A 12101-nucleotide genomic window follows, 5' to 3' on the forward strand; every position below is an offset into this window, starting at 1 on the left:
CATTGTGCGCACCACGATCGGCAGCAGTCGACCAGGCGGCGGCCGGGACGACCGCCTCGCAGACGCACTGTGGCCGCCGTCCTTCCCTGACACCCCGCACGCCCGCTCGGCGGCGTATGGTCTGGCCGGACTTGTCCTGGAGCTGTCCGTCGCCGTCGCTTTCGACAGCTACTGGGCTGACAGTTACCGGCGTCGGCCGCCGCTGCGCTGGTTCTGGGTGGAATGGACTGCTCCATCGGTCCTGCTCATGTGCGGGGCTCTCGTCGGCGCCCTCACCATCCGACGGAAAAGCGTTCTCCGCCGGTCGCTGTCTGCCGTCGCCTGGACGGTATCCGTATGCACGAGCTTCAGCCTGCCTTTGCTGCTGTTTGCTTTCAGCGCCGACCTGTGCGAAACGATCCGGCCCCCAGTGCCGTTGTACTTGGAGCCGGTACTCATGGTCCCGGTCTGCCTGGCAGCCTCGCTTGTCATCGGATCGCTGACCAGTGCCGGCGCATGGGCCGTGACACGGCGCCGCATACACCACCTCGGGCTGTATGCGGTCTGGCTGGCATCCGCCGGAGTCGCGGTCTTGCTCCTCCTCGGACCGATCCTCGCCGCGTCCCCCACGTGCTCTCCCATGCGCGGCGGATAGCCGGCTTCAAGAAGACGGTCGTCGAGCATGGCAAGGAGGGGGCATCGACGTCGAGATCGTCGAGCGCACCCCGGACGACAAGGGCTTCGTTCCGCAGACCAAGCGGTGGATCGTGGAGCAGACGAACGGGGTCAAAGCCATCCTGGAACACATCGAAACCCGCGAGCGCGACTGGCCGACCAGGCCGGGCGGTTCCGGGTCCGCATCGCAGAACTCACCCGGCAGCTCGGCGAACTCGACGCGGTGAGCGAGAACCTGCGCATCACCCGCAAGACTCTCCTGGCCGGCCGGGGCATCCTCACCGAACCTCACAAAAACGGACAAAAGCTCGTGTTCTGTACTCTCGGATCCCCCAAAGCAGTTGAGTGACGCGGGACTGCGGAGTTGGCCTGGCGCTGTTCGCGGAGGTGATCGCAGTAGAGGGCGAACCCGGAAGGGTCTGTACGGTCTTCGGCTCTGTCCGTCCAGGGTCCCCCGGACCTCGCGCGGGATTGCCCCGTACCGCCTCCCGCACGGATCAGAAGGCCATGTCGGCCGGAACACGCAACTCGGGCACAGTGGCCGCCTGCACGTCGCGCAGGGTGACGCCCGGTGCGAGCTCGACCAGGGTCAGCCCCTCGGGGGACACATCGATCACGGCGAGATCGGTGATGACGCGGTCCACGACGCCGCGCCCGGTGGCGGGAAGCTCAGCTCGTCGACGATCTTCGGGGAGCCGTCCTTCGCGGTGTGCTCCATGACGACGATCAGCCGACGGGCCCCATGGACCAGGTCCATGGCCCCGCCCATGCCCTTGACCATCTTGCCGGGGATCATCCAGTTCGCCAGGTCGCCGCGGCCCGAGACCTGCATGGCCCCCAGAACGGAGACATCGACGCGTCCGGCGCGGATCATGCCGAAGGAGAAGGCGGAGTCGAAGTACGCGGCGCCCTGCTGGAGCGTGACCGTCTCCTTGCCCGCGTTGATCAGGTCCGGATCCTCCGCTCCGTCCACCGGGTAGGGCCCGACGCCCAGGATGCCGTTCTCGGAGTGCAGTACGACATGGACGCCGGCGGGCAGGTGGTTGGGGATCAGCGTGGGCAGGCCGATGCCCAGGTTGACGTACTGGCCGTCCTCGAGTTCACGGGCGGCGCGGGCGGCGAGTTGATCGCGGTCGAGTGCCATGGGTCAGGCCTCCTGGGGGGCGGGGCGGACGGTACGGCGCTCGATGCGCTTGTCGGTGGGGTCCGCGGCGACGATCCGGTCGACGTACACGCCCGGCAGGTGCACTGTGTCGGGATCGATCCGCCCCGGCTCCACGATCCGTTCGGCCTCCACCAGCGTGGTCCGGCCGGCCATCGCGCACAACGGGTTGAAGTTCCGCGCGGCACCGTGGAATACGCAGTTGCCGTGCCGGTCCGAGACCGCCGCGCGCACCAGCGCGAAATCGGTGGTGATGGACTCCTCCAGCAGGTAACGGCGACTGCCGAACTCCCTGACCTCCTTGCGCGGAGAGGCCACGGTCACGCTCCCGTCGGCGGCGAACAGCCACGGCAGGCCGCCCTCCTCGACCTGGGTTCCCACACCCGCCGGTGTGAAGAAAGCGGGGATGCCGCTGCCACCGGCCCGCAACCGCTCAGCCAGCGTGCCCTGCGGCGTGAGCTCCACCTCCAGCTCGCCGGAGAGGTACTGCCGTGCGAACTCCTTGTTCTCGCCCACGTATGACGCCGTCATGCGGGAGATCCGGCCTGCCCGCAACAGCAGGCCGAGGCCCCAGTCGTCCACTCCGCAGTTGTTGGACACCACGCGCAGCCCCGTCGCCTCCGTCCTGGCGAGCGCGGCGATGAGCGTCGAAGGAATGCCGCACAGCCCAAAACCTCCGACCGCGAGCGTCGCCCCGCCCGGGATGTCGGCCACGGCGTCCGCGACCGAATCCACCACCTTGTCCATGTCGTCTCTCCGTCTCCCTTCGCCCAGGAGCCACCGGCCATGTTCCGACGGTCCTCCCGGCGCCCCAGTCCGGGGTCTGGGGCCTTCCACCTTCACGGGAGCGGCGTCGAACGGGTATGTGGTTCACCGCTACGCCCCGGACGACCCGGGTGGCTGCCGTCGCCATGTCAGGCGACGGAGGGGCTTTGTAGCGTCTGCCCCGGACGCTGGTTCTCCCCAGCCGCCGGGCGCCGGGCACCGGAGAATCCGGGGGCGCACAGCGCGAGAGCCCAGCGCGGGAAGCAGATGGCCGGGGCTTCCTGAACGCAGTACGGCGGATGCGAGGAACACGATGGCGGGAAGTGACGAGGCCGGCCCGACGACCACGCGCAACACCACGCTGCGCGTCATGGGGCTTTCCGGCCCGGACACCGGTGCGCCCACGATCGGCCCTGTCACCTTCGACGTCGACACGGGCGAGATGGTGACCGTCGTCGCACCCGAACGTGCCGCCGTGGCCGCGCTCCTGCATCTGCTCAGCGGTATTGTCGTGCCGGGTGCCGGGACCATCGAGTTCGACGGCGTCGACGTCACTGCGGAGCCCGCCCACAAGCGGGTCCGGCGCGGCCTGGGCCGCAGCTATCCGCTCCGCCCGCTGTGGGCCGGAATGACGGTCGAGGACCACCTCCACGTGGCCGTCCAGGAGGCCCGTCAGGCCACGTGCCGCCCGTGGCTCCGCGATCCGGTCGACCAAGCCGTCACCGACCGTCTCCTGACGCGCACCGGGCTGGCCGGCCGTGGCGCGACCCCCTCGTCCCACCTCTCGGCCGGCGAGAAGAGAAAACTGGAAGTGGCCATCATGCTGGCCGACGATCCGAGACTCGCACTTCTCGACGATCCCCTGACCGGAGTGTCCAGGGACGAGGCGGAGGAACTCGCCGCTCTCATCCGGTCCCTGCGCGACGAGGACGGCCACACGATAGTGATGACCGCCTTACCCGAGTCTCTGGACCTGCTGGAACCCCTGTCCGACCGCGTGGTCGTCCTTGCGCGGCGACCGGCCGATCATGTCTTTTCCACCTGAGCCGCAGTGGGTGACGGGGGAGCGGCGGTGTGAGAAGTCGCCGGTCTCCTGTTGCCGGTTGGCGTGCCTTGTCCGCCGATACGCTCCCTCTCATGTGCGGTGGCAGGCCTCGGCCACCGGCACCCACGGCACGAGGATCGCCCCCACGGCGAGGCCCGCCGTGATGAGCCACACCCGGTACAGATCCACGGACCGTGCCCGGCGGCGCGAGACCACCCACACGGTCCACGAGGCGGCCGATCCTGCGGCCAGCGCCACCACGACGGCGATGGGCACCACCCAGCCCGCGAGCGTGTCCTGCAGGGTGGCGGGACGGGTGTGCCTGTTTTTCGCCACGGTGACCAGCCACATCACTGGGATCGTGAGCACCGTCAGGGTCCACGCCGCTGCGGTCACCAGCCCGGACCCCCCCACGTCGGTCGCTCAGGGCGTTCTCCAGCGAGCAGCCCATCAGCAGGATCGGCATTACCTTCAGCAGCGCGGCCCACACCAGGACGACGAAACGTATGTATGGCCTCTCCCAGCTGTAGGCCGGGCAGATCACGGTGACAAGGATCAGCGCGGCCAGCGCGGCCAGCGCGTGCGCGGGGCCGCGGGCGCGGGAGGGCGCGCCGCGGAAGTACGGGGGCCACAGGACATGGTGGGGTCCTCCGCCGGCCCTCGCGGCACGCGTGTGCCACAGGAGCCACGAAGGCGCATGATCCTGGCCTACCGCGAGCCGGAGCAGCATCCGTGAAACCACGTGATCCACCACGCAGTCGCCGTTGGACCCGCCGGATCCGAATGTCACGGTCCTGACACGAACGGTTTTTGAATATGTTCAAAACCATGAGGCGCGGGCCTACCCTGTGCGCTCCGCCGCCCTGATCTTCGATACCTCCGGGGCGGCCGACAGGGGAGGGACCCGCATGTCCGAGAACACCGACGAGGCGAAGCGCGAAGCGCCGCTCGCACCGCCCGCCGTGCCGACGGCGCCGCCCGCGCCCGGGCTGCCCGGTCACGACCCCGCCGCCTGGCGTGCCTGGATGGCGTACCAGTACCAGCTCCGCATGCGGGAGGGTCAGGCCGCGGCCGCCGCGAGACAGGCGGCGTCGATGAGCAACCGGGTCCGCCCCGGCCGGGCCGCGCCGATCGGCACCGTCACCCTGGTGGCCGCGGCCGTGGCCGGACTCGCCAGCGCCGTCCTCCTCGGGGACGGTATGGGACCGGGATTGTTGCTCGCGGCGCTGCCCGCCATGGCCGCCGCCTACGCCGCCGCCCGCGCGGCCGGCCGCACCGCCCGCCCCTGGACCCTGGTGTGGGTCCTCGGCTGCGTGGCCCTGCTCGCCGTACCGGCCCTGCGCGATTCCGCCTGGCCGGTCACCCTCGCCGTTCTCGCCGCGCTCTTCCTGGCCGCGCTGGCTCTGCACGGCAGCCGGAGGTGGCCGGGCGTCCTGCTGAGCCCGCTCGGCTTCGCCAGGACGGCCGTCACGGGCGTCGGCTGGGCCTGGGAGGGCGTGCGCGCCCGCGGGGGCGGGGCGGGCCGCGAGCGCTGGCTGCCCGTCGCCAAGGCCGTCGTGGCCGCCGCCGGCCTGCTGGTGGTCTTCGGGGCGCTGTTCGCCTCGGCCGACGCCGCCTTCGCCGACCTGCTGGGTCAACTGAGCCCCGACGTCTCCGTGGGCGAGGGCCCGCTGCGGATCGTGCTCTTCCTGCTCGGCTCGGTCCTCGCACTGGCCGCCGCCCGCACCGCCGCCGCCCCGCACCGCTGGGACCGCGTCACCGTGGCGCCGGGCCGGGCGCGCTCCAGGCTGGAGTGGGCGCTCCCGCTGATCGTGCTCGACCTGCTCTTCGCCGGCTTCATCGCGGTACAGCTGGCTGTGCTGTTCGGCGGCTACGACAAGGTGCTGAAGAGCACCGGACTGACGTACGCCGAGTACGCGCGCCAGGGGTTCTGGCAGCTTCTGTGGGCCACCGTGTTCGTCCTCGGGGTCATCGCCTTGGCCCTGCGCTGGGCGCCGCGCGGCAAGCCCGGCGACCGCGGCTTCGTCCGGGCGGTCCTGGGCACCCTGTGCCTGCTGACGCTGGTCGTGGTCGCCTCCGCGGTGCGCCGGATGGACCTGTATGTGGACGCGTACGGTCTGACCAGGCTGCGGCTGTCGGTGGTCACCATGGAACTGTGGCTCGGCCTGGTGATCGTGCTGCTGATGGCGGCCGGGCTGACCGGGGGCCGCTGGCTGGCCCGCGCGGTGGCCGCCAGCGCCGCCGCGACCGTCCTGGCCTTCGGGATTCTCTCACCGGACGGGACGGTCGCCGAGAACCTCGTGGCCCGCTACGAACAGCAGGGCAAGATCGACCTGTCGTACTTCCAGTACCTGTCGGCGGACGCCGCGCCCGCCCTGGACCGACTGCCCGAACCGCAGCGCTCCTGCGCCCTGATGGGGATCCGCGACGACCTGGCCGACTCCGCCGACGCGCCCTGGTACGCCACGAGCCTGGGCGAGTCCCGGGCCCGCGCGATCCTGCGCGAGCGGCCGGTGACGGCCACCGTCGAGGACTGCCGTGCGCTCGGCACGTTCGTCGAACGCGAGGAGTACTGACGAGCCGGGGCGACGAAGACGGCGAGAGGACGGCCCTAGCCGTCGCAGGCGAGGTGGATTCCGGTGGCCGGTCCTCCTCGGGATCCTGCCCGGCCCGTGGCGGCGGCGTGTCGGCGGGTGAGGACGATGGGTTCAAGGTGTGGGACGGGAGTGGTGGACCAAGCGCCCATCCTCGTCGACCCTCTTGAGAACGGCCGCCAACCGAATGTCGATCAGCCCACACACCGCGACGCCCGTCACCAGGAATCCGGCGAGGGCGGACAGCAGGGCCACCTCCTCGTACGACCTGGGGGTCAGCCGGACGGCCACGGCCGCGCCACCGGCTCCCGCGAGGATCGCGCAGCCGATGCCGCCGGTCAGCAGCAGGGCGGACATCGGTCGCGCAGTTCCGCCCGGGGCGTCCCGCGTCTCGGTCAGCGTGTCGCGGCCGGCCTGCACGCACGCGACCGCGGCCGTCAGCCCGCCCGTCGTCAGAGCCAGTGACGGCGTCCCGAACAGCAGCCCGTAGCGCACCGCCAGGGCCGGCACGAAGAACAGCACCAACCAGTGCCGCAGGGCGTGGACCACGAACGACAGCGTCGGCGTGGACGTCGATCGGGCCCTCGGGCGGGACGCGGCCCCGCGCAGACAGAGCAGGAGGCCCGCAGCCGTCAGGGCGAGCGGCAGACGGTCGTCGATCCGGCCCAGGTTGTACAGCAGCGCGGTGTCGTACACGATCAGGACCAGGCCGCCCAGTGCCCCCAGCGAGCCGATGAACACCAGCAGGCCCGCGAGGGAGGTCGTCACCCGGGTCGTCCCCGTGTCACGCGCGGCCGCCCGGGCCATCAGCAACGGGGTGATCACGGCTGCGACGGCGCGGATCACCAGGTCGTCGGGGGTGTACGGATTGCGCAGGTCCCACTCGACCAGACAGAACACAGCCGTGAACGAGAGGGAAGCCAGGGGCAGCAGGGCGGAGCGCGCGACTCGGCGGTACAGATCAGCGTCCAGCCAGCGCACCACCGTCGCGAACGCCAGCAGCACGAAGGGGAGTTCCAGGAAGGCCTGGATCCGCAGCACGCTCGGCGCGAGAAGCCCCGGCGCCGGGATGCGTTCCGCCAGGCCGCGCAGGAAGGGATGCGCCGACGCCAGGTCGAACCACCCGGTGGGCAGATACCGCGCGATGAACGACGGGTCCCCGCCGTACACGCGGAGCACATAGACGGTGAACAGCACCTGGTTGACGTAGATCAGACAGGTCACCAGCGCCAGCCAGACGGCAGGGGCGAACACACGGCGGTCCGCCTCCGCGACCGGGTCGGGGCGGCGGGCCAGGACACGCGGGGCGATCGCGAGGCTCGGAACGACCGAGGCGATGACCACGACATCCACGAGTACCCGCACATGCACCACTGCACTCCTACACCCCTCAACTCTTATGAAAAGTGCATAAGTTGTACCACCTCCGACCCGCGCACCGAGGCCCGGAGTGCGAGCAACGCCGGGCCCACCAGGCGTTCCGCGCCGTGGGACGTCCAGGGGCACGGCATCCGTAGGACCACCTCGGTGAGCCCGGCCAGAAGTCCGGCATCGGCCCATGTGTCGTCCTTGGCGCGGGCGAGGACCCCGCTCAGCGAGGTCGGCGAAGCCGGTGGTGCCAGCCCCGTCGAGCGCCTTGAGCAGCTGACATCGCCGCGCCGGGCTCCATCGCGCGGGGCAGGCCAGCGGTGCGGACCGCGGCCGCGTCTACCGCCACCGACTGCACAGCCTCGCCTTCAAAGGCGAGGACGCCCACGGCGCTCAGGCCACCTGGATCGTCACCGCCCCGGTCGCCCGGGCCATCGCCGTCCTCGAACGCTTCCAACCAGCCGATCAGCCTTACCTGTTCGCCCCGCCGCTGACTTCCCGCAGCTACCGCCAACGCCGCAGCCCCTACGGCGTGCTGGACAGCAATGCCACCAACACGGACATCACCGACCTGATCAGGTGGATCAACGACTACTGCACCGCACACCAACGCCCGGACGGCATCCCACCAGAACGCGGGTGAGTGCCGCACCTGACCACACGTCGCTTCAGACGGACCTTGGCCCGGTTCATCGCCCGCCGCCCAGGCGGCACCATCGCCGGGGCCCTGCAATACCGCCACCAGGGAATCCAGATGTTCGAGGGCTACGCCGGCACCAGCGACTCCGGGTTCCGCGACGAGGTCGAGGCCGAAGAGGCCCTCGCCCGGGGCCAGTTCCTCGCCGATATGGGGGCCGACATCGACCGCCCGGCGCTGGCCGGCCCGGCCGGCGACGAGGCCGAAGCCCGGATCGCCGAGTTCGCCCGCCACACCGTCTTCGACGGCCAGGTCGTCACCGACGAAGCCCGCCTGCGGCGCATCGTGGCCCGCCACGACCCGCACATGTACCCGGGGACCTTCGTCACCTGCGTCTACAATCCCGACCGCGCCCTGTGCCGCACGTCCTCCGATCCCGGCGACCAGCCGGTCCTGGCCGACTGCCAGCCCCTGGCTTGCCGCAACACTGCCCTCAAGCCCGCCAACCACCAGGCCCTCGCCGGTCACCTCACCCAGCTGGAAGACGCCTTGAGTGACAGCGATCGCCTCGCCCCCTACCTGCGCCACCGCCTTGAGGAACAGCACCGTGCCACGGCCGCGTTCCTAGCCCGCCACGCTTCGGAGCCAGCCGAGTGAAACGTGCCCTGCCCGACCCCGACACCGTCAAGGCCGCCACGTTCTGGCTCCCGGGTTTGGGCTGGTGGTTGATGCTCTGGGCAGGGGGCGGTGACAGGTGGTGCAGGTGCCGGTCCAGCAGTTCAGCAGGTCCTGGATGGCGTCGATGATCTGGTAGAGGGTGAGTCCGCTGTATCGGCTTTCGGGTCACCGCTCCGTCGTGTACGGCACCACACTCACCTCGAGCGTGAAGACGACCTTCGCCGCGCCCGCGACGTCCGGCGCCTTGGCGAGAGCGGTGACCTCGGCCGTGCCGCCCCGGGTGCCGGCGCACCGCAGGGAGGCGCGGGCGGACCCGTCACCCGACACCTGCCATCCGGACGCCACGACGAAGACCGGCGCGGAGCTCCGGACGGCCACCCATCGTTTGTCGTCCGCGCGGGGTTCCAGCGTCAGGGACACCATGGTCCCGGGTCGCACGCACAGCCGTCGTCCCGGCGCGTCACCTGGGGTGACGCTGACCTCGGCGTGTCCGGCAACGCAGGCGCTCGCCGAAGCGGAGGGCGTGCGGACCGCCCCGGGCGGACCGGCTCCGCCCGGGCTCGGCGGCGGGGGCGAGGACGAGCCCGCGAAGGTCTGCGTCGGCGCACCGGTGGACGGCTCCGCCGAGCGGCTCCCGGACGGCCCTGCGGTGGATCCGCCGCCGGTCGACGTACCGCATGCGGCCACGACGACCACTCCGGCGATCACCCACGCCCCGGCCCACCACCGCATCCCAGCACCTCCCGGCTGCCCGTACGGATACCAGGATGCCCCTCGCATCAAGTGGCTGCTGCCATGCAACCCTGCACCCTCGTCGGGCGTGACAAGGCGATGAGGGCACGACCCCTCAACCAGCGATGTGGAGGGGGCAATGCGCGACCCACGCGTCTTCGACGATTTCTACGTCGGCCATGTACGCCGGCTGACCAGCCAGATGTACGCGATGACAGGCAGCCTCGCCGAGGCCGAGGACCTGGTGCAGGAGGCCTTCGCCCGGGCCTGGCAGAACTGGGAGAAGGTGTCCGGCTATGCGGACCCGGAGGCCTGGGTGCGTTCGGTGGCCTGCCGTATCCGGGTGAGTGTCTGGCGGAAGGCGGTCAACCGGCTCACCGCCCACCGGCGCCACGGCATACCCGACGAGGTGCCCGGCGTCAGTCCTGACTACGTGGCGATCGTCGCGGCGTTGCGGCGCATCCCCTACGAGCAACGCCGGGCGATCGTGCTGCATCACCTGGTCGGTTTGTCCGTCGAGGAGACCGCACGTGAAACCGATGCCGCGCCGGGAACGGTCAAGGCCCGGCTGTCGCGTGGGCGCCAGTCGATGGCTCCGTACCTGTCCGACAGCGCGGGCGACCGCCCGACCCGGGCCACCCGTGCGATCCGCTCGCGGTCGGCCCTTACGGCACCCGGCATCGCTCCCGCTGTCGCGACCGACGGCCAAGGCTCCACCGACCAGGAGGTGCACCACCATGACTGAGGACTTCGAGGCCATCCTCAAGGGAGGATCCGAGGAACTCGCCGCACGAACCAGCGCCCCGCCCGTCGCGGCTGTCCGGGCTCGCGGGGACCAACTGCGTCGCCGTCACCGGACGGCCACCGCCGCACTGGCCGTCGCCCTGGTCGCTGCGGTCGGCGGCGGCGCCCTCGCCGTCACGGGCCCGTCCCGCCAGGCCTCCCCGGCCGAGGGAGCCGTGAGCCCGGCCGCACCGGCCACGTCCACGGCCCCGCCGACCGTGCCCCCGACAGCCCGCACCGCGGCGCCGGCCCCGGCGACCGCACCCCCCTCGAGCCCTTCACCGTCGTGCCGTTCCCTGGTGGTGTCACAGGAGGTCAAGGATGCCGTGACCCAGGCCTACCGGCGATCGCAGCCGGGGCTCGTGCACATCGCCCCGGTGAAGGGCACCTTCTACTACGGCCAGTGCGACGGCGTCCTCTACGCGGGAGCCTCCTTCACCGCGACGGCAGACGCCACCGAGAACGAGCTGGTCCGGCTTCAGGACGAGGGGGGCGCCGAGAAGTACTTCACCAAGGCCGCAGACAGCGCGTGGACCTACGTGGCCGGCGACGGGCTCCCCCGCAGTCCCCGGGGCTGCGCCGCCGTCCCGGAGATCCCGGCACGCCTGGCCCAGCTCTGGGGTGACTGCCTGGCCAGGCCCTGACCCGCCAGAGGCGCCTCGCCCCTGTGCCGGAGCTGACTGCTCGGCTGCACCCCGCCGGCAGCCCGCGAGCCGGCACGGAAGAAGGGGGGCACTGTCACAGTGGCTGACCAGTGGGATGATCTTCGGGTTGATCAGCCGGGGAAGGGTCGTCTGTGGGGAGCGCATCGCTGTCGTACAAGGGTCATCGGTACCCGGTCGAGGTCATCTCCCACTGCGTGTGGTTGTACCACCGCTTCCCCCTGTCGTTCCGCGAAGTCGAAGAGCTCATGCTCGAGCGATCGTCGTCTCCTACGAGACAATCCGCCGCTGGTGCGGCAAGTTCGGGCAGACCTACGCCAACGCGCTGCGCCGCAGACGGCCCCAACCCGGGAACAAATGGCACCTGGACGAGGTCTTCATCAAGATCAACGGACGGTTGCAATACCTGTGGCGGGCCGTCGACCAGGACGGCAACGTCCTCGACATCCTTGTGCAGATGCGGCCTCTCGGCTTGGGGTCGGTGGTGATGAGAGTCGGTGTTGGTGGTCGGGTGGTTGGTTCATTGGTGCTGGTCAGTGGGGTGTTGAAGGGAGGGCTGGCACTGTCATGAGGCGAGAGGTTGATGGGTGGGATCGCTGTCGTGGGGCTTTATCGCATGGCGGCTGATGGTGTCTCAGGTTCGGGAGTTCTTATGCGGTGAGGTGGGCCGGTTCGGTGTGATCGTGGGGGCCAAGAGGTAAGGGCCGGTCGTGGGCCTGTGCTGCCCAGGGGGTTGGTGGTGCGTCGTCTGCTGGAGCGGCAGCAGGCGGGGGAGCTGGCCACGCGGCATGTGCGTGCGGTCGCTGAGACGGTGGGTGTCTCGGAGCGCACGGTGTGGCGTTGGCTGGAGCAGGCGAAGGCGACCGGGCAGGTGGAGGCGCCGGTCCGGCAGGGGTATGCGGTGTCGGACGAGGTGTGGGCGCTGCTGGGCGAGGTGGGAGGGAATGTTGCTGAGCTGAGGCGCCGGCTGGCGGCGGGGCGTCGGTGCCGTCGGCGTCGACGCTGCACCGGGTGATCCGCA

The 12101-nt window shown here is 70.8% G+C and carries 11 protein-coding genes and 2 pseudogenes; 8 read left to right on the forward strand and 5 right to left on the reverse strand.

All coding sequences use genetic code 11. The features are described from left to right. Positions 1-4: 4 nt before the first annotated feature. Positions 5-634, forward strand: coding sequence for a hypothetical protein (locus ACIBVL_RS33735; protein WP_399103257.1), 630 nt, complete (start codon positions 5-7; stop codon positions 632-634). 517 nt (positions 635-1151) lie between these two features. On the opposite strand, the pseudogene ACIBVL_RS33740 reads toward ACIBVL_RS33735, so the two are convergent. Next, positions 1152-1798, reverse strand: a pseudogene (locus ACIBVL_RS33740) (3-oxoacid CoA-transferase subunit B). A gap of 3 nt (positions 1799-1801) precedes the next feature. After that, a complete protein-coding gene (locus tag ACIBVL_RS33745; RefSeq protein WP_399103260.1) occupies positions 1802-2563 on the reverse strand; it encodes a CoA transferase subunit A in 762 nt (253 codons plus the stop codon). Positions 2564-2894: 331 nt separating this feature from the next. On the opposite strand from ACIBVL_RS33745, the gene ACIBVL_RS33750 reads away from it, so the two are divergent. Then, positions 2895-3626 (forward strand): ATP-binding cassette domain-containing protein, encoded by a 732-nt coding sequence (locus tag ACIBVL_RS33750; RefSeq protein ID WP_399103262.1) that lies wholly within the window; start codon positions 2895-2897, stop codon positions 3624-3626. A gap of 90 nt (positions 3627-3716) precedes the next feature. On the opposite strand, the gene ACIBVL_RS33755 is transcribed toward ACIBVL_RS33750, so the two are convergent. After that, positions 3717-4022, reverse strand: coding sequence for a hypothetical protein (locus ACIBVL_RS33755; protein ID WP_399103265.1), 306 nt, complete (start codon positions 4020-4022; stop codon positions 3717-3719). A 512-nt stretch (positions 4023-4534) separates the two neighbouring features. Here ACIBVL_RS33755 and ACIBVL_RS33760 point away from each other — a divergent pair. Then, positions 4535-6202 carry a DUF4173 domain-containing protein gene (locus tag ACIBVL_RS33760; protein ID WP_399103267.1) on the forward strand — a complete coding sequence of 556 codons (1668 nt, stop codon included), beginning with the start codon at positions 4535-4537 and terminating at the stop codon, positions 6200-6202. 132 nt (positions 6203-6334) lie between these two features. Here the strand turns inward: ACIBVL_RS33760 and ACIBVL_RS33765 are convergent, their stop codons facing one another. Continuing rightward, positions 6335-7591 (reverse strand): hypothetical protein, encoded by a 1257-nt coding sequence (locus ACIBVL_RS33765; protein WP_399103269.1) that lies wholly within the window; start codon positions 7589-7591, stop codon positions 6335-6337. 676 nt (positions 7592-8267) lie between these two features. On the opposite strand from ACIBVL_RS33765, the gene ACIBVL_RS33770 reads away from it, so the two are divergent. Beyond that, the gene (locus ACIBVL_RS33770; RefSeq protein ID WP_399103272.1) at positions 8268-8882 is read left to right on the forward strand and encodes a hypothetical protein; all 615 of its coding nucleotides are present in this window, start codon (positions 8268-8270) and stop codon (positions 8880-8882) included. A 186-nt stretch (positions 8883-9068) separates the two neighbouring features. Here ACIBVL_RS33770 and ACIBVL_RS33775 read toward each other — a convergent pair whose 3' ends face one another. Continuing rightward, a complete protein-coding gene (locus tag ACIBVL_RS33775; protein ID WP_399103274.1) occupies positions 9069-9635 on the reverse strand; it encodes a hypothetical protein in 567 nt (188 codons plus the stop codon). Between the two features lie 139 nt (positions 9636-9774). On the opposite strand from ACIBVL_RS33775, the gene ACIBVL_RS33780 reads away from it, so the two are divergent. From ACIBVL_RS33780 to ACIBVL_RS33795, 4 genes and pseudogenes are all read left to right on the forward strand, one after another. Next, positions 9775-10380 carry a SigE family RNA polymerase sigma factor gene (locus tag ACIBVL_RS33780; RefSeq protein WP_399103277.1) on the forward strand — a complete coding sequence of 202 codons (606 nt, stop codon included), beginning with the start codon at positions 9775-9777 and terminating at the stop codon, positions 10378-10380. After that, positions 10373-11062, forward strand: a complete 690-nt coding sequence (locus tag ACIBVL_RS33785; protein ID WP_399103279.1) for a hypothetical protein — start codon at positions 10373-10375, stop codon at positions 11060-11062. The genes ACIBVL_RS33780 and ACIBVL_RS33785 overlap by 8 nt, the downstream gene beginning before the upstream one ends. A 167-nt stretch (positions 11063-11229) precedes the next feature. After that, positions 11230-11543, forward strand: a pseudogene (locus ACIBVL_RS33790) (IS6 family transposase); the annotation flags it as partial. 276 nt (positions 11544-11819) lie between these two features. Then, positions 11820-12095 carry a helix-turn-helix domain-containing protein gene (locus ACIBVL_RS33795; protein WP_399103282.1) on the forward strand — a complete coding sequence of 92 codons (276 nt, stop codon included), beginning with the start codon at positions 11820-11822 and terminating at the stop codon, positions 12093-12095. Positions 12096-12101: the final 6 nt, after the last annotated feature.

Source organism: Streptomyces sp. NPDC049687 (genome assembly GCF_044465285.1).
Taxonomy (GTDB): Bacteria; Actinomycetota; Actinomycetes; order Streptomycetales; family Streptomycetaceae; genus Streptomyces.